Consider the following 15,479-nt stretch of genomic DNA (forward strand, 5'->3'; position numbering starts at 1 on the left):
TTCATCCTGCGGCGGGGCGATACTGTAGCGCTTCGGCCAGATGTTCTCGGCTGATCTGCTGCTGCTCCGCCAGGTCTGCCAGCGTGCGCGCCACCTTGAGCACCCGGTGCGCGGCACGTAGCGACAGGCCGAGCCGTTCGCAGGCGCTTTCCAGCCACTGACGATCCGCGCCGCTCAGTGCGCAGTGCTGACGCAGGCCGGGCAAGTCGAGAAAGGCATTGGCCACCCCTTGGCGTTGCAGTTGTCGCTCACGAGCCCGTGCGACCTTCGCTGCTGCCTGTGCCGTGCTTTCGCCATCTTGCGCTGGGGCGTTCAACATCGTCGTTTCGCGGGCGACCGTCAGGTGCAGGTCGATGCGATCCAGCAGTGGCCCGGACAGCTTGGCGCGGTAGCGCTGGATCTGCTCCGGTGTGCAACGACAGCGGTTGCTCGGGTCGCCCAGATAGCCGCAAGGGCAGGGGTTCATGGCGGCCACGAGCTGAAAGCGCGCGGGAAAACGCACCTTGTCCCGCGCCCGGGCAATGACGATATGGCCGCTTTCCAGCGGTTCGCGCAGCACTTCCAGTACTTTTCTATCGAATTCCGGCAGCTCATCGAGGAACAGGATGCCCATATGGGCCAAGGTTATTTCGCCAGGCTGCGGGCGACTGCCGCCTCCCACCAATGCTGGCCCGGAGGCGCTGTGGTGCGGTGTGCGAAAGGGTCGCTGCGGCCAGTGCTGCAGCGGCAGATGGCTGGCTACCGAATGGATGGCGGCGACCTGCAGCGCCTCGCTCTCGTCCAGCGGCGGCAGCAAGCCGGGCAGGCGGCTGGCCAGCAGCGTCTTGCCGGTACCGGGTGGGCCGCTGAGCAACAGGTTGTGCGATCCAGCGGCGGCCACCAGCAACGCCCGCTTGGCGGCCAACTGGCCCTGCACTTCGGCCAGATCCGGGTAGGGCAGGCTCTGCCTGAGCAGGCCCTGCGCTGCATAGGGTTCGAGAGGTGCACTGCCGTTGAGGTGCGCGGCGATCTGCAGCAGATGTTCCACGGCGATTACCTTCAGCCCCGATGCCAGGCTGGCTTCTTCGGCATTGGCCTGCGGCACCAAGAGGGTGCGTCCGGCTGCGCGCGCGGCCAGGGCGGCCGGCAATACGCCCTGCACGGGACGCACCGCGCCGGACAGCGCCAGTTCGCCCAGGCATTCGCATTCATCCAGGGATTGAGCCGGTACCTGGCCGCTGGCTGCGAGAATCCCCAGGGCGATGGCGAGATCGAAGCGGCCGCCGTCTTTCGGCAAATCGGCAGGCGCGAGGTTCAAAGTGATGCGTTTGCTGGGGAATTCGAAGGCGGCATTGAGGATGGCGCTGCGTACGCGATCCTTGCTCTCCTTGACTGCGGTTTCCGGTAGTCCTACCAGAGTCAGAGACGGAAGGCCGTTAGCCAGGTGCGCCTCTACGGTGACGGCCGGTGCTTCGACGCCGACCTGGGCACGGCTGTGAACGATGGCCAGGGACATGATCACTCCTTGATCAAGTGGGGTGCAGTGCCTGTAGGAGCGGCTTCCGCCGCGAAGCCTGTTCGCGGCTGAAGCCGCTCCTACAACATAACCTTAGTCTGCGGCAGTGAGCTTGGCTTCCAGTTCGGCGACCTTGGCTTCCAGCGCCTCCAGGCGGGCGCGGGTGCGGGCCAGTACCACCATCTGACTGTCGAACTCTTCCCGGCTGACCAGCTCGAGTTTGCTGAAACCACTTTGTAGCAAGGCTTTGAACTGGGCTTCCAGCTCGGCACGTGGCAGCGGGCTGTCGCCGCTGAACAGGCGTGAGGCGTGGCTACTGAGGGTATCGAGCAAGGCTTTCGGCGGTAGCATGATCAGGTTCCGTAAACAGACGGTCGGCAGTGTAGCACGCAGGTTGGTGGGGGGCGGCTGAGCGGCGGCTGCACGATTTTTGAGCACTCCAGAATGCATCGATGCACCAATTTCGTGCGCCGTGCTCGGCGTGAATGATCGGTCACTGTAGCTGGAAGCTAGTAAAGGCCTGAAAGATGGCGCTTTTACATGAGCTGGCAAGCTTTCTGCTTAGACCCCAGCGACGCATGCACCGATGCAGTTCTGGTGCTGCAGGCGAAGCGGGGGAGTGTTTCGTCGGGAGCGGTTGGTGGGCATCGACCACGCCAGGCTGGAGCGGTCGGTGCATTACAAAAGCCAGACACTGCGCTTAGACTTGAGCCGGGTTCGCAATTCCTGGGGCAAGTCCACCTTACACGGGAGAAAGTTTCATGAAGCTAGTCACTGCCATCATCAAGCCGTTCAAGCTGGACGACGTGCGCGAGTCGCTGTCGGAGATCGGCGTGCAGGGCATCACTGTCACCGAGGTCAAGGGCTTCGGCCGTCAGAAAGGCCATACCGAGCTGTATCGCGGTGCCGAGTATGTGGTCGACTTCCTGCCCAAGGTGAAGATCGACGTGGCCATCGCTGACGATCAGCTCGATCGCGTGATCGAGGCCATCACCAAGGCTGCCAACACCGGCAAGATCGGCGACGGCAAAATTTTCGTAGTCAACCTGGAACAGGCGATTCGTATCCGTACCGGCGAAACCGATACCGACGCGATCTAACAAGCCTCCGAACCCCACGCCCCAGGAGTAAACCCATGACTCTGCGAACTTTCGCAGGGCTAGGAGCCCTTTTGTCCTCGAATTCTGGCCTTGCGCTGTTTTCGAGGGCCAAAGCCGGAGCTGGCGATACCCTCGTCGCTCTGCTGTGCCAGACCCTCTCAAGGTCTCGCGCTTGGCCTAGTGATGGGAATGCCTGGTCGCCTCACGGCGCAGGGGTTCCGGTGATCCAGAACGAGCGTGGCAACGACCTGTAAAGCATGCGGAACGCGTCCGGCGCCAACCCGGACGTTTCAACCGAACAGCGCACAACAAAAGCGCCGGCAAGAGGTGAAAAATGGATAACACAGCATTGACTGCATTGCAGTACGGCTTCGATACCTTCTACTTTCTGATCTGTGGTGCCCTGGTGATGTGGATGGCAGCGGGTTTTGCCATGCTCGAATCCGGCCTGGTGCGTGCCAAGAACACTACCGAGATCCTGACCAAGAACGTGGCGCTCTATGCTGTGGCCAGCGTCATGTACCTGGTGATCGGTTACCACATCATGTACTCCAGCCCGGAAGGCGGCATCCTGCCGAGCCTGGGCTTCTTGATCGGTGACGAAAACAGCGTCGAGTCGGTACTTGCCGGTGGTGACGACGCGCCTTACTACTCGGCCCGTTCGGACTTCTTCTTCCAGGTGGTGTTCGCCGCGACCTGCATGTCGATCGTTTCCGGTGCTGTTGCCGAGCGCATGAAGCTGTGGGCCTTCCTGGCTTTCGCCGTGGTCATGACCGGCTTCATCTACCCGGTTCAGGGTTTCTGGAAATGGGGCTCGGGCTTCCTCAATGAAGCTGGCTTCCTCGACTTCGCCGGTTCGGGCGTGGTGCACATGGCCGGTGCTGCTGCTGCCCTGGCTGGCGTACTGCTGCTCGGTGCACGCAAGGGCAAGTACGGTTCGAACGGTCAGGTCAATGCCATCCCCGGTTGCAACCTGCCGCTGGCTACCCTCGGTACCTTCATCCTGTGGATGGGCTGGTTCGGTTTCAACGGCGGCTCGCAGCTGAAGATGAGTACCATCGAAGACGCCAACGCCGTCGCTCAGGTGTTCGTCAACACCAACATGGCGGCAGCCGGTGGTCTGATTGCCGCGCTGATCGTTGCTCGCATCCTGTTCGGCAAGGCTGACCTGACCATGGCGCTCAACGGAGCCCTGGCCGGCCTGGTGGCCATCACTGCCGAACCGCTGACCCCGAGCGGCCTGCAGGCAACCCTGATCGGTGGCGTCGGCGGTGTACTGGTGGTGTTCTCGATCCTCGGTCTGGACAAGGTCAAGATCGACGACCCGGTCGGTGCCATCTCGGTGCACGGCGTGGTTGGCATCTGGGGTCTGCTGGCTGTCTGCCTGACCAACAGCGATGCTTCGCTGGGGGCTCAGCTGCTGGGTATCGCCAGCATCTTCGCCTGGGTATTCATCGCCAGCCTGATCGTCTGGAGCATCATCAAGGCGGTGATCGGTCTGCGCGTCAGCGAAGAAGAAGAATATGAAGGTGTGGATATCGCTGAGTGCGGTATGGAGGCCTACCCGGAATTCACCAACAAGTGATCCTCCGGTAAATCGCAAAGGGCGCCTTCGGGCGCCCTTTGTTTTTTCTGGCAGCACGCTAGAATGCGCGCGCTGGAGCCATCGAGAGTGAGATCGGTATGTGGCAGCAACGCATCATCAGCCTGCGTCCGCGTGAGCGCGGGTTTCATCTGGTGACCGAAGAAGTGCTGGCAGTATTGCCGGAACTGGCGCAGGTACGTGTTGGTCTGTTGCATCTGTGGCTGCAGCACACCTCGGCCTCGCTGACGGTCAACGAGAACGCCGATCCCGCGGTACGCCGCGATTTCGAGCGCTTCTTCAACCGTCTGGTGCCGCAGGGTGAGGCGGGCTACGAGCACGATTACGAAGGGCCGGATGATTTGCCGGCGCATTTCAAGGGCAGTCTGCTGGGCTTTCAGCTACAGCTGCCGATACAGCAGGGACGGCTGGCGCTCGGGACGTGGCAAGGGATCTACCTCGGTGAGCATCGCGATCATGGTGGTGCTCGGCGAGTGGTGGCGACCTTGCATGGTGAGGCTATTTGAATTTTTTCCGGTCGAGCGGTGCACATCGCACGACTGGGCTATAACTAACCTGCTTTTCGCAAGTCATGAGGTTGAACATGAGCGACGAAGACCTGGAACAAGACGATCTGGAAGGGGCTGACGAGGACGATGGCGAGGGCCTGGCTGCTGCCGATGACGGCGACAGTGGCGACGACGAAGGCAGCGGCGAGGTCGTAGCCAGCGGCAAGAAGAGCAAGGCCAAAGCCGTTGAAGTCGATGAGCTGCCCAGCATCGAAGCCAAGCAGAAGGAGCGGGATGCCCTGGCCAAGGCCATGGAAGAGTTTCTCTCCCAGGGTGGCAAGGTGCAGGAGGTGGAGCCCAACGTGGTCGCCGACCCACCCAAGAAGCCCGACAGCAAATACGGCAGCCGCCCCATCTGAGGGCGGCTCGCTGCAAGGAACCCGTCCATGTGGCGGGTTTTTTGTTGCCTGTCATTCCTGGCGGCAATCCGGGGCGGCGCAGTTCAATCGGCGCCTCGGCAATCTTGTAGGAGCCCGCTTGCGGGCGATCAGGGTAGCGGTGAGTGGATCGCCCGCAAGCGGGCTCCTACACGGGGATCGGTACTAGCGCAGCCAACTGGTGAGCAGCCCCGGCAGTTCGGCGAGACTGGCAATCTGCGCGTCCGGCGTCACGTTGCCCTCCCAGGCACGCCCTTGCGGGTTGAACCAGATCGCGCGCAGGCCGGCCGCCTGGGCGCCGGCAATGTCGTCGCTGGGATGATCGCCGATGTGCACGGCGCGTTCGGCGGCAATGCCGCCTGCGCGGCTGAGCGCTTCGCGGAAGGGTTTCGGGTCGGGCTTGCCGATGCCCAGTTCCTCGGCGCACAGGGCGAACTGGAAGTAATCTGACAGGCCCAGGCGGCGCACGTCGGCATTGCCGTTGGTGATCACGCCGAGCATGAAGCGCTCGGCCAACGCCTCCAGCGTCGGGTGCACCTCGGTGAACAGTTCGACCTGATGGCGGGCGCTGAGAAAGACCTGGAACCCCGCTTCGGCCAGCGTCTGCGCCTCGCTCTGTGGATAACCGGCGTCTTCCAGGGCGTGAAACAGAATGCGTCGGCGCAGTTCGCTGAGGCGGTGCTTGAGCATCGGCTCGGCTTCGAGCAGGCGGCTGCGCACGGTCCACAGGTGTTCGACCGGCACCGCGCCCAGACGCGGCGCATGCAGGGCCAGCCAATTGCGCAGGGCGGCTTCGGCATCCTGCATCACCGGGGTGACGTCCCACAGGGTGTCGTCGAGGTCGAAGGTGATCAGTTCAATGCTCATTCGGAACCGCCTTTGCGCTTGGCACGTGGATGGGCCTGGTCATAGACACTGGCCAGGTGCTGGAAGTCCAGGTGGGTATAGATCTGCGTAGTGGCGATATCGGCGTGGCCGAGTAACTCCTGTACCGCGCGCAGATCCTGCGAGGACTCGAGCATATGACTGGCGAAACTGTGACGCAGCATGTGCGGGTGCAGGTGCTGGCCCAGTTCGCGCACGCCGGCCTGGCGCACACGCAGCTGCACCGCGCGCGGCCCCAGGCGACGGCCCTGCTGGCTGATGAATACCGCGCCGTCGTTCGGGTTGGCCAGCTTGCGCAGGGGCAGCCATTGCTCCAGCGCCTGGCGCGCCAGGCTGCCGACCGGCAGTTCGCGCACCTTGTTGCCCTTGCCGCGTACGCGCACCAGGCCGGCGGGCAGGTCCAGGCCGTCGAGATCGAGCCCTACCAGTTCGGACAGGCGCAGCCCGGAGGAATAGAACAGCTCGAGCATGGCCTGATCCCGTCGGGCGATGAAATCGTCCTCCACCGCGCCGTCGAGCAGCTGCGCGCTGCGGTCGGCATCCAGCGTACGGGGCAGGCGGCGTTCGCGCTTCGGTGGGCTCAGGCCGGTGGCCGGATCGTGACGGCACAGGCCTTCACGCAACAGATATTGATAGAGGCCGCGGGTAGCCGAGAGCAGGCGCGCCAGGCTGCGGCTGGAGAGGCCTTGCTGGTGCAGGCGGGCAACCATGCGGCGCAGGTTGCGCGTATCCAGCCCGGCCCAGTCGTTCAGGCCCTCCGCTTCGCAGAAAGCCAGCAGCTTGCCGAGATCACGGCGATAGCCGTCGAGGGTATGCACTGACACCTGGCGCTCGCGACGCAGATGTTCGAGATAGGCATCGAGATGGGCTTCAAGTGTCACGTGCCGGGTTCCGAATGGGTCGATGGTGGATGAGCTGCGCGTCATCCACCCTACACGACCTAGCGTACCGAACGCAGCGGTGTGGCGAAGCTTGGCAGTACGCGGGCCAGGACTTCGGCGATATAGCCGAGGAACAGCGTGCCCAGCGAGCTCTTGTAGTGCTGCGGGTCGGCGCTGCCGATGGCGAGAACGCCATGCAGGCCCTGATGATTGAGGCTGACCACGGCAGCGGAACCGACTTGCGCCGCGTCTTCCTTGCCGAAGAGAAATTCCAGCTCGTGCGGGCGCAATACGCCGCAGATGGTCTTGCCGCCGCTGAGCAGGCCACCGACCTGCTGATGTGCTTCGGCCGAGCTGACCGAGCGACCGACCGGCAGCTTGTTGTCGCTGAACAGGATCAGGCCGACGAAGGGCACCTGAAACTCGTGGCGCAGGCTGTCTTCGACCACGCCGACCACTTCTTCCAGGCTGCCGGCATCGAGCAGATCGAGCACCAGGCGGCGCGTCTTGTCGAACAGGCGGTCGTTGTCGCGGGCTACGTCCATCAGTTGGCCAAGGCGGTGACGCATCTCGATGTTGCGTTCACGCAGCAGCTTGACCTGGCGTTCGACCAGCGACACGGCGTTGCCGGGTTGGTGCGGAATGCGCAGCTCGGGAATCAGCTCTTCATGGTCGATGAAGAACTCCGGGTGCAGGCGCAAATAGGCGGCGACCGTTTCCGAATCGAGCGGTTTGGGCGAATCCTGCTGGTCGGTCATAGGCGAACCTGTCCTTCATATACGCGGGCAGCGGGCCCGGTCATCATAACCGGCTGACCTTCGCCTGCCCATTCGATGGACAGTTTGCCGCCTGGCAGTTCCAGTTGCACGGGCGAATCCATCCATCCCTGGCGAATCGCTGCGACCGCTGCCGCGCAGGCGCCGGTGCCGCAGGCCAGGGTTTCGCCAGCGCCACGCTCCCACACACGCAGGCGTGCACGATTGCGATCCTGTATCTGCAGGAAGCCGACATTGACCCGCTGTGGGAAGCGCGGATGGTGTTCCAGCTTCGGCCCCAGTTCGTGCACGGGGGCGCTGTCGACGTTGTCGACGCGCAGTACCGCATGCGGGTTGCCCATCGACAGTGCGGCCAGCTCGACGCTCTGGCCCTCGACGTCGACGTGATAGCTCAGCGCGGCTTGCTCGGCCTGGAAGGGCACCTGTGCCGGTTCCAGGCGCGGCGCGCCCATGTTGACGCAGACCTGGCCGTCGTTCTGCACGCGCAGCTCGATGATGCCGCTCTTGGTCTCGACGCGGATGACCTTCTTGGTGGTCAGGCGCTTGTCCAGCACGAAGCGGGCGAAGCAGCGCGCGCCGTTACCGCACTGCTCCACTTCCGAACCGTCGGAGTTGAAGATGCGGTAGCGGAAGTCGACATCCGGATGGCTCGGCGGCTCGACGATCAGCAGTTGATCGAAACCGACGCCGACATGGCGGTCGCCCCATTGTTTGGCATGCTTGGGTTGCACGTGGGCGTGCTGACTGATCAGGTCGAGGACCATGAAGTCATTGCCCAGGCCGTGCATCTTGGTAAAGCGCAATAGCATGACGTCGCCCTCAGGCCGGCAGCAGGCTTTCGCCGGCATAGAGCTCTTGGACGGTCTCGCGACGACGCACTTCATAGGCCTGCTCGCCATCCACCAGCACCTCGGCGGCGCGGCCGCGGGTGTTGTAGTTGGAGCTCATGACGAAGCCATAGGCGCCGGCCGAACGCACAGCCAGCAGGTCGCCGTCTTCCAGCACCAGCTGACGATCCTTGGCCAGGAAGTCGCCGGTCTCGCAGATCGGCCCGACCAGGTCGTAGTGGCGCGCCTCGCCTGCACGCGGCTGCACCGGCGACACGTCCATCCACGCCTGATACAGGGCCGGGCGGATCAGGTCGTTCATCGCCGCATCGACGATGGCGAAGTCCTTGTGCTCGGTGTGCTTGAGGTATTCGACCTGGGTCAGCAGCACGCCGGCGTTGGCGACGATGAAACGGCCCGGCTCGAACACCAGTGACAGGTCGCGGCCTTGCAGGCGCTTGCGCACGGCGGCGATGTAGTCGCCGGCCAGCGGTGGTTGCTCGTCGCGGTATTGCACGCCAAGGCCGCCGCCCAGATCCAGATGCTTGATGGTGATGCCACGCGCGGCCAGCTTGTCGACCAGCAGCAGCAGGCGATCCAGCGCATCGAGGAAGGGTTCGAGGGTGGTCAGCTGCGAGCCGATATGGCAATCGACGCCGATCACTTCCAGGTTCGGCAGTTCGGCGGCACGGGCGTAGACCGCCTCGGCCTGCTCGATGTCGATGCCGAACTTGTTTTCCTTGAGGCCGGTGGAAATGTACGGGTGGGTGCCAGCGTCCACGTCCGGGTTGACCCGCAGCGAGACGGGCGCCTTGAGTCCCAGCTCGGCAGCGACCTTCTGCAGGCGCTCCAGCTCGACGCTGGACTCGACGTTGAAGCAGTGCACGCCGACTTCCAGCGCGCGGCGCATGTCGTCGCGGCTCTTGCCAACGCCGGAGAAGACGATGCGGCTCGGCTCGCCACCGGCGGCCAGCACGCGCTCCAGTTCACCGCTGGAAACGATGTCGAAGCCGGCGCCGAGGCGTGCCAGAACATTCAGCACGCCGATGTTGGAGTTGGCTTTGACCGCGAAGCAGACCAGGTGCGGCATGCCGGCCAGGGCATCGGCATAGGCGCGGTACTGCCCTTCGATATGGGCGCGGGAATAGACATAGGTGGGCGTGCCGAAGCGCTGGGCCAGCGCAGACAAGGCAACGCCTTCCGCGAACAGCTCACCGTCGCGGTAGTTGAAGGCTTCCATGGGGCAGCTCCTGTCAGAGTTCGAAACGGTCTCGGCTGTTGCCGGCGTTGTCGTCGCCCGGCAGGTACAGCGGGCCTTTCTGACCGCAGCCAGCCAGCAGGCAAACGGCGGCGAGGAGCGCGAGGGTCAGTCGCTTCATGGGGCAGTCCTTGAAAATAAGCGTGAATTGCGCCGGAGTATACCGACCCCCTGCCACCTTGCCTATGCGCCCGGCGCCCGCCTGGCGGGGCGCTGGCTCAATCGGCGCCTGCGTCTGGCGTGCACTTGGAGGGCATTCACGCCAGCTTGGGTTAGCATGCGGCGAGTAACGAGGAACCTCGATGGACAATCCCGCGATTTTGGCCGGCTCGGTCTCTGTGGCCTACCTGCAGGGCTTGATCGAACACCTGCAGCGCCAGGGGGTAGCGCCCGAGGCGTTGCTCGCCCATGCCCAACTCAGTCCTGAAGCTCTCAGCCAGCGTGACCAACGCATTGCCGCCAGCGCCTATCTGACGCTGCTGGGCGAGGGCGTGCGCCTGACTGGCGACCCCTGTCTGGGCTTGCATCTGGGGGAGTCGGTGCGGCCGGGTTATTACGGCGTGCTCGGTTACCTGATCATGAGCTGCGCGACCCTGGCCGACGCGCTGCACCGACAGGCGCGCTACGCCTCGCTGGTCGGCAACCTGGGCCTGGTCGTGCTCGACGACGAGCCCGCTCGGCCCGACAGCGAGCCGCTGGTTGCCCACAGCTGGCAGCCGTTGCTGGCGCAGCAGCAGCGCCAGCTGAGCGAGGAGACGCTGGCCGGCTGGGTCAGCTTCGGGCGCTGGATCAGCGGCCTGGATATCGCACCGACCGAGGTGCGCTTCCAGCATCCGGCGCCGGCCGATACTTCCGAGCACGCGCGGATCTTTCGTTGCCCGGTGCTGTTCGATCAGCCCGACAATTCCCTGATCTTTCCCAGGCGGTTGCTGGCGGCGCCGTTGAACCAGGCCGACGCGCAGGTGCGGGGCATGCTCGATGCCTACGCCGATCGCCTGCTGGCCGAGCTCAATCAGGGCAACAGCGTGCTCGATCGGGCGCGCCTGGAGCTGGCGCGTCAGTTGCCGGAGCAGGGGCCTGATCTGGAGGCCATCGCCGCTGCCCTGGCGCTGAGCCCAAGGACCTTGCAGCGGCGTTTGCGTGAGGGCGGGCTGTCGTTCAGTCAGCTGGTCGACGAAACCCGCCAGCAGCTGGTGCTGCACTACCTGCGTGACCCTGCACTTGAGCTGGCAGAAATCGCCTTTCTGGTCGGTTTCAGCGAGCCGGGTTCGCTGGCGCGAGCATTTCGTCGCTGGACGGGAACGAGTCCGGGCGAGTACCGTCGCCACCTTTGCGCCTAGGCCCGCTAACCTGGTCTTGCGTTTTCGCCTAATTTTTCTGCAGTCGCTGCATCTTGTGAGGACACCCCGATGAGCCTGAGCGAAGCCCGCTTTCATGATCTGGTCGATGCCACCCAGCAGGCGGTGGAGGATATCTTCGACGACAGCGGTCTGGACGTCGATCTGGAAAACAGCGCCGGTGTGCTCACGGTGCGTTTCGACAATGGCAGCCAGCTGATCTTCAGCCGTCAGGAGCCGATTCGCCAGCTGTGGCTGGCTGCGCGCTCCGGTGGTTTCCACTTCGACTACGACGAAGCCGACGGCCGCTGGATCTGCGATACCAGTGACGAACAGCTCGGTGAGATGCTGGTACGCATCACGCTCGAGCAGTCGGGCGCCGAGCTGGAGTTCGATGAACTCTGATCCCGCGCACAAGCCGCTGGATTCGCCGTGTCGGCGCCAGTGTTGCCTCGACGAGCATGAGCAGTGCCTCGGTTGTGGCCGCACCCTGCAGGAGATTCTCGACTGGGGCGCGGCCGACAACGAGCGGCGCCGCTTGATCTGTCAGGCCGCCGAGCAGCGCCTGTTGCAGCGCAAGCAGAGGCACTGACCACGCAGTCTTGTTTATTTGTCCGGCTGTGTTAGGGTCGACAGACATTCAGCTGAACCCCGCCTTCGGGCGGGGTTTTGCTTTTTTACGGCTTACGCAAGGAGTCCGCCCGGCATCATGAACAGCACACCGACCATCACCATTACCCGCCTCGATCTGCAGCGTCTGGAGCGCCTGCTCGACAGCCTGGACGAGTTTGGCCCTGGCGCCCAGGCGCTGCAGGCCGAGCTGGATCGTGCCGAAGTGGTGGGGCACGATGAGGTGCCTGCCGGTGTGGTGACCATGAACTCGCGCGTGCACTGCCGCGAGGAAAGCAGCGGCAAGGACTATCACCTGACCCTGGTCTACCCGCAGGATGCTGGTGGCGAAGGCAAGGTCAGCATTCTCGCGCCAGTCGGCAGCGCCTTGCTCGGTCTGTCCGTCGGTCAGCATATCGATTGGACGGCACCGGGCGGCAAGCAGCTCAAGCTGACGCTGCTGGCCGTCGAATACCAGCCGGAAGCGGCGGGCGAATACGACCGCTAGCAGGTTGTTGAAAAACGACCTCGGCTTCGGCCTCCTGCGTCGCTCTACCTCCTGCATCCATGCAGTCGTCGCCTGGGTTTCAACGGCCTGCCAGGCCTTGAGCGCGCAGAGCTGCGCCTTTTCACAGGACCCGGCTGTAGGGCAGGGGCAACCCGCCAGTGCGCCAATCGCGGCGCGGGGCCCACGGAAGGCGGCAGATCATTCATGTCGCGATGCTAGGCCTGCTGCAGCGCTGCGTTCAGGGCATTCTCCAGTTCGCTCTTGTAGCGCAGATAGTGCACGGTCTGCGCCTGTTGTCCGGCCAGCAGGGCGGACAGATCCAGGTCGGTGATGTAGCAGGGATAGCGCTCGCCGCCGGCGCGCTGGGAGAGGATGTGCTGCGCCACGGCGCGATACAGCTCGCGGCCATACTCCAGTTCGGAAAATTCACGATGGTTGCAGTACAGCGAGACATGGCGCTGGCGACCGTCGCCCGGCTCGACGATGGCCTGCACATCGTAGAACGGGTGGCTGACCTGTGCTTCTGGCACCGGCCTGCGCTCGAGGCGCTGCGCGCGTAGGGGCGCAGCCGGCAGCAGTTGGTAGTAGAGAATTTCCAGTGGGGGTTCGTGGTCGGCGCCATCGAGCGGCAGCATGGCATTGCGCCGATACAGCAGTGACTGCAGGAAGCGATGGATCGGCGTCAGCAGGCTCTGTTCATCGCGAAATGGCAGGCGCCGACGCCACAGCGCGTTGCGTTCATCGAGCAGGGTCAGTTCCGCTTCGCCGCTGGTTTCGTGCAGGCGATAGAACACCTGGATGCACTGCGGGCGACCCATGGGCAGGATCAGCGCCAGGTCGTCGCCATCGAGGGCATGGCGGTCCAGATGCAGAGGGCTGTAGAGCTCCTGCTCGGCGCCAAGATGCTCCAGCAGTGCCGGCAGATCGCCCAGGGCAGCGTGGCTGACCTGGCCGGGTGTCAGCTGCAACACGTGGTAGTGCTGGCGCACCTGCACCAGATAGCGCGACTGGCGACCTTCGGCGTAGGTGTCGAGCAGGTCGCGCAGCAGCTCGTCGACGCGTTCGGCAATCGGCTGGGCACGATTACGGCAGTAGCAGCGCACCTGCACCTGGGGGCGCGGGCCGCCGATCGGCAAGCTGTTGAGCAGATCGCGCAGACAGTCGAGCAGGGCGTCGGTGCCGTCATGGCGGCTGACCTGCAGTTCGTTCCAGCTGTTGAGCACCACTTGATCGAGGGTCAGTACCAGGTTCTCGCGCACCCCCGAATACCCCAGCGCATCGGTGCGCCCGGTGGTCATGTGCACGTTCATCTGGCTGTGCTGCTTGAGCGGGTCGACCCCGACATTGACCAGCAACAGCACCTGGCTGGGGATGCTGGCGCGCAGCAGGGCGGCTTCTTCGACGCTGGGCTGCGGCAAGGGGAAGCTCTGCTGCAGACTGCCGATCAGATTGGACAGTTCGAAATCGGTCAGGTCGCTGCTGCCCGGATGCAGCGACAGGCGCGTGCTGCTGTCGATCACGCCGTTGCGATGGCACCAGGCGAGCAGTTCGATCAGTTCGCGCGAACGCTTGAGAGGGGCGAAGTCGCTCCACTCCTGCGCGCCCAGGCTGCCGTTGAACAGCGCCCACTGGTATTCGCTGGGTGCCTCGGGGCTGGGGTGCTGGACCAGGGTCAGGGTGTCTTCGGCCAGGTCCGGGGCGATGCCGGGGTTGATGTACTCCACCTTGCCGGCCTTGCGCTCGAAGGCTGCATACAGGCGCCGGCCCAGCACGTTGAGGTCACGGTTGTTCAGCGAGCTGCCGGCCTCGGCAGTGCGGGCGAACTGTGAGAGAAAGCGGTAGCTGTAGGTCAGCTCGTTGACCAGTACGCGGCGCTCGGCAGCGACCTGGCGCACCTTCCACTGGCTGCGACTGTCGAGCACGTTGAGCTGGCGGCTCTGCCAGCCCCATTCAGCTGTCAGGCGCTCGAGCAGCAGGCGCTGCCAGCTCTTGGCGCGGCCGCGTGTCGGCGGGCGGCTGACCTTCTTGTTGACCTTCAGGTACAGGCAGCGGCGGATCAGCTCCAGCCTTTCCTGATCGCCGCGTGCGCTCAGATATTCTTCCAGGCGACGGTAGACGACGATGTAGGGGTCGAGCTCGTCGAGGTCCAGGCGGCCTTCGAACACCGCCCGCTTGAAGCGCAGCGCCAGGCATTCGACCTTGGGGTGCTCGCTGGCGTAGACCTCGGTGAGCAACAGTTTGAGTACCGACTTGTAGGGCGACTCGATGCCCTTGTACAGCTGCCACATGCCGGCGCCGATGAACTCTTCCGGTGGGATATGCGCCAGGTTGCCGAGGTCGAGTACGTCCTCGGCACGTACGAAGCGCTTGCTCAGCAGGGTGCGGCAGTAGTCGTGGTAGCGCGTTTCCTCGTAGACCGGCACCAGCCACCAGAGCGGCGTACGGCCGCCGAGCCAGATGGCCGTGCGGTAGAACTCGTCGAGCAGCAGATAATGCTGGGTGGTGCCGCAGTCGTCGGAGGTCAGTTGCGCCTCGCGCGCGCCTTGGGTGAAGCGCTGCGGGTCGACCAGAAAGACATGCACCTCGGCGCCCTGGGTGGCGGCCCAGCTTTCCAGCTGATCGCACTTCTTGCGCAGGTCCTGCAGTTCCTGTGCAGTGAGATTGGGCGAATGGCACAGCCACAGGTCCATATCGCTCTGTTCGGCCTGCGCCACGGTGCCCAGGCTACCCATCAGGAACAGACCATGCAGCGGTGCTGCGCCCTGACCACGGCGTGGTTTGTAGACGAAGGAACGGGTCAGGCGCTGGACTTCGGCGAGGCTGGCATCATCCGGCTCGAAACCGCTCAGGCCGGCCGGTGTACTGGCCGAGACGTAGCCAGGCAGCAGCGGATGATTGACGTGCAGCAGCAATGGCAACAGCTTGAGGACCAGTTGCTGGCGTGTGGACAGCGCCTCCATGGCCCGCTGCAGGCGGCCCTGATTGATCTGCAGAAAGCGCGCGCGCAGTTGCGCCAGCACCTTGCGGTCGATGCCGTCATCGATATCGGGGCGTATTTCCAGCGTGCGCGTCATGCTCGAACTCTACTGCAGATGTGGCAAGCCTATCAGCGGCGAGCTCGCCAGTGCAGTGCCTTTGACGCTATATCGCCCGCCGCGCCGCTCTCTGAAGAGCGGCCGGCTAATGCCGATCAGATAGTTACCAAAGCAGCCTTTCACAGGATCCCGCCCCGGGGCGAAGCGCCGGTGACAGAGCGGCATTAGCCGGCTGGCGGC

Annotated in this window: 17 protein-coding genes; 8 read left to right on the forward strand and 9 right to left on the reverse strand. The window is 64.2% G+C overall.

All coding sequences use genetic code 11. The features are described 5' to 3' along the window. Nucleotide 1 precedes the first annotated feature (1 nt). Both BLR77_RS11390 and BLR77_RS11395 read right to left on the reverse strand, forming a co-directional pair. Entirely contained in the window at nucleotides 2–1,495 is a 1,494-nt protein-coding gene (locus BLR77_RS11390) for a YifB family Mg chelatase-like AAA ATPase (protein WP_074677806.1), read from the reverse strand. 93 nt (nucleotides 1,496–1,588) lie between these two features. Beyond that, a complete protein-coding gene (locus tag BLR77_RS11395) occupies nucleotides 1,589–1,846 on the reverse strand; it encodes an accessory factor UbiK family protein (protein WP_017361208.1) in 258 nt (85 codons plus the stop codon). Nucleotides 1,847–2,256: 410 nt separating this feature from the next. Between BLR77_RS11395 and glnK the strand changes: the two genes are divergently transcribed. From glnK to sutA, 4 genes are all read left to right on the forward strand, one after another. Beyond that, nucleotides 2,257–2,595, forward strand: coding sequence for a P-II family nitrogen regulator (glnK, locus tag BLR77_RS11400; RefSeq protein ID WP_003096476.1), 339 nt, complete (start codon nucleotides 2,257–2,259; stop codon nucleotides 2,593–2,595). A 334-nt stretch (nucleotides 2,596–2,929) separates the two neighbouring features. Then, nucleotides 2,930–4,180 (forward strand): ammonium transporter, encoded by a 1,251-nt coding sequence (locus BLR77_RS11405; protein ID WP_074677808.1) that lies wholly within the window; start codon nucleotides 2,930–2,932, stop codon nucleotides 4,178–4,180. Between the two features lie 98 nt (nucleotides 4,181–4,278). Beyond that, nucleotides 4,279–4,704: a secondary thiamine-phosphate synthase enzyme YjbQ gene (locus tag BLR77_RS11410; protein WP_074677810.1), complete on the forward strand. Its 426-nt coding sequence runs from the start codon at nucleotides 4,279–4,281 to the stop codon at nucleotides 4,702–4,704. A 77-nt stretch (nucleotides 4,705–4,781) separates the two neighbouring features. Next, entirely contained in the window at nucleotides 4,782–5,105 is a 324-nt protein-coding gene (sutA, locus tag BLR77_RS11415; protein ID WP_074677812.1) for a transcriptional regulator SutA, read from the forward strand. A gap of 183 nt (nucleotides 5,106–5,288) precedes the next feature. Here the strand turns inward: sutA and BLR77_RS11420 are convergent, their stop codons facing one another. Genes BLR77_RS11420 through lptM form a run of 6 tightly spaced genes read right to left on the reverse strand, consistent with a single transcriptional unit; the run spans nucleotide 5,289 to nucleotide 9,871 of the window. Continuing rightward, entirely contained in the window at nucleotides 5,289–5,990 is a 702-nt protein-coding gene (locus tag BLR77_RS11420; protein WP_074677814.1) for an HAD family hydrolase, read from the reverse strand. Beyond that, entirely contained in the window at nucleotides 5,987–6,934 is a 948-nt protein-coding gene (gene xerC, locus BLR77_RS11425) for a tyrosine recombinase XerC (protein WP_074677816.1), read from the reverse strand. Before xerC ends, BLR77_RS11420 begins: the two co-directional genes overlap by 4 nt. A 14-nt stretch (nucleotides 6,935–6,948) precedes the next feature. Beyond that, nucleotides 6,949–7,647: a DUF484 family protein gene (locus BLR77_RS11430; RefSeq protein WP_074677818.1), complete on the reverse strand. Its 699-nt coding sequence runs from the start codon at nucleotides 7,645–7,647 to the stop codon at nucleotides 6,949–6,951. After that, nucleotides 7,644–8,474, reverse strand: a complete 831-nt coding sequence (gene dapF, locus BLR77_RS11435) for a diaminopimelate epimerase (protein ID WP_074677946.1) — start codon at nucleotides 8,472–8,474, stop codon at nucleotides 7,644–7,646. Before dapF ends, BLR77_RS11430 begins: the two co-directional genes overlap by 4 nt. A 10-nt stretch (nucleotides 8,475–8,484) precedes the next feature. After that, nucleotides 8,485–9,732 (reverse strand): diaminopimelate decarboxylase, encoded by a 1,248-nt coding sequence (gene lysA, locus BLR77_RS11440; protein ID WP_074677820.1) that lies wholly within the window; start codon nucleotides 9,730–9,732, stop codon nucleotides 8,485–8,487. A 13-nt stretch (nucleotides 9,733–9,745) separates the two neighbouring features. After that, a complete protein-coding gene (gene lptM / locus BLR77_RS11445) occupies nucleotides 9,746–9,871 on the reverse strand; it encodes an LPS translocon maturation chaperone LptM (RefSeq protein ID WP_017361215.1) in 126 nt (41 codons plus the stop codon). 181 nt (nucleotides 9,872–10,052) lie between these two features. On the opposite strand from lptM, the gene BLR77_RS11450 reads away from it, so the two are divergent. The 4 genes from BLR77_RS11450 to rnk all read left to right on the forward strand — a co-directional run bounded on the left by BLR77_RS11450 (nucleotide 10,053) and on the right by rnk (nucleotide 12,204). After that, the gene (locus BLR77_RS11450; RefSeq protein ID WP_074677822.1) at nucleotides 10,053–11,090 is read left to right on the forward strand and encodes an AraC family transcriptional regulator; all 1,038 of its coding nucleotides are present in this window, start codon (nucleotides 10,053–10,055) and stop codon (nucleotides 11,088–11,090) included. A gap of 69 nt (nucleotides 11,091–11,159) precedes the next feature. Beyond that, nucleotides 11,160–11,492 carry an iron donor protein CyaY gene (gene cyaY / locus BLR77_RS11455; protein WP_017678304.1) on the forward strand — a complete coding sequence of 111 codons (333 nt, stop codon included), beginning with the start codon at nucleotides 11,160–11,162 and terminating at the stop codon, nucleotides 11,490–11,492. Then, the gene (locus BLR77_RS11460; protein WP_074677824.1) at nucleotides 11,482–11,679 is read left to right on the forward strand and encodes a DUF1289 domain-containing protein; all 198 of its coding nucleotides are present in this window, start codon (nucleotides 11,482–11,484) and stop codon (nucleotides 11,677–11,679) included. The genes cyaY and BLR77_RS11460 overlap by 11 nt, the downstream gene beginning before the upstream one ends. 117 nt (nucleotides 11,680–11,796) lie before the next feature. Further along, complete coding sequence (gene rnk / locus BLR77_RS11465; RefSeq protein WP_074677826.1) at nucleotides 11,797–12,204, forward strand: nucleoside diphosphate kinase regulator; 408 nt, start codon at nucleotides 11,797–11,799, stop codon at nucleotides 12,202–12,204. A gap of 215 nt (nucleotides 12,205–12,419) precedes the next feature. Here rnk and BLR77_RS11470 read toward each other — a convergent pair whose 3' ends face one another. Next, on the reverse strand, nucleotides 12,420–15,278 hold the full coding sequence (locus tag BLR77_RS11470; RefSeq protein ID WP_074677828.1) for a class I adenylate cyclase: 2,859 nt from the start codon (nucleotides 15,276–15,278) through the stop codon (nucleotides 12,420–12,422). Nucleotides 15,279–15,479 lie beyond the last annotated feature (201 nt).

The organism is Ectopseudomonas alcaliphila, assembly GCF_900101755.1.
GTDB classification, from domain to species: domain Bacteria; phylum Pseudomonadota; class Gammaproteobacteria; order Pseudomonadales; family Pseudomonadaceae; genus Aquipseudomonas; species Aquipseudomonas alcaliphila.

Excerpts from the sequence above, each read along its gene's own strand:
- lptM (WP_017361215.1), bottom strand. The coding sequence starts at position 9,871 with ATGAAGCGACTGACCCTCGCGCTCCTCGCCGCCGTTTGCCTGCTGGCT.
- sutA (WP_074677812.1), top strand. The coding sequence starts at position 4,782 with ATGAGCGACGAAGACCTGGAACAAGACGATCTGGAAGGGGCTGACGAG.
- BLR77_RS11450 (WP_074677822.1), top strand. The coding sequence starts at position 10,053 with ATGGACAATCCCGCGATTTTGGCCGGCTCGGTCTCTGTGGCCTACCTG.
- BLR77_RS11470 (WP_074677828.1), bottom strand. The coding sequence starts at position 15,278 with ATGACGCGCACGCTGGAAATACGCCCCGATATCGATGACGGCATCGAC.
- BLR77_RS11430 (WP_074677818.1), bottom strand. The coding sequence starts at position 7,647 with ATGACCGACCAGCAGGATTCGCCCAAACCGCTCGATTCGGAAACGGTC.
- cyaY (WP_017678304.1), top strand. The coding sequence starts at position 11,160 with ATGAGCCTGAGCGAAGCCCGCTTTCATGATCTGGTCGATGCCACCCAG.
- BLR77_RS11460 (WP_074677824.1), top strand. The coding sequence starts at position 11,482 with ATGAACTCTGATCCCGCGCACAAGCCGCTGGATTCGCCGTGTCGGCGC.
- BLR77_RS11410 (WP_074677810.1), top strand. The coding sequence starts at position 4,279 with ATGTGGCAGCAACGCATCATCAGCCTGCGTCCGCGTGAGCGCGGGTTT.
- rnk (WP_074677826.1), top strand. The coding sequence starts at position 11,797 with ATGAACAGCACACCGACCATCACCATTACCCGCCTCGATCTGCAGCGT.
- xerC (WP_074677816.1), bottom strand. The coding sequence starts at position 6,934 with ATGACGCGCAGCTCATCCACCATCGACCCATTCGGAACCCGGCACGTG.
- BLR77_RS11395 (WP_017361208.1), bottom strand. The coding sequence starts at position 1,846 with ATGCTACCGCCGAAAGCCTTGCTCGATACCCTCAGTAGCCACGCCTCA.
- dapF (WP_074677946.1), bottom strand. The coding sequence starts at position 8,474 with ATGCTATTGCGCTTTACCAAGATGCACGGCCTGGGCAATGACTTCATG.
- BLR77_RS11420 (WP_074677814.1), bottom strand. The coding sequence starts at position 5,990 with ATGAGCATTGAACTGATCACCTTCGACCTCGACGACACCCTGTGGGAC.
- lysA (WP_074677820.1), bottom strand. The coding sequence starts at position 9,732 with ATGGAAGCCTTCAACTACCGCGACGGTGAGCTGTTCGCGGAAGGCGTT.
- BLR77_RS11390 (WP_074677806.1), bottom strand. The coding sequence starts at position 1,495 with ATGTCCCTGGCCATCGTTCACAGCCGTGCCCAGGTCGGCGTCGAAGCA.
- BLR77_RS11405 (WP_074677808.1), top strand. The coding sequence starts at position 2,930 with ATGGATAACACAGCATTGACTGCATTGCAGTACGGCTTCGATACCTTC.
- glnK (WP_003096476.1), top strand. The coding sequence starts at position 2,257 with ATGAAGCTAGTCACTGCCATCATCAAGCCGTTCAAGCTGGACGACGTG.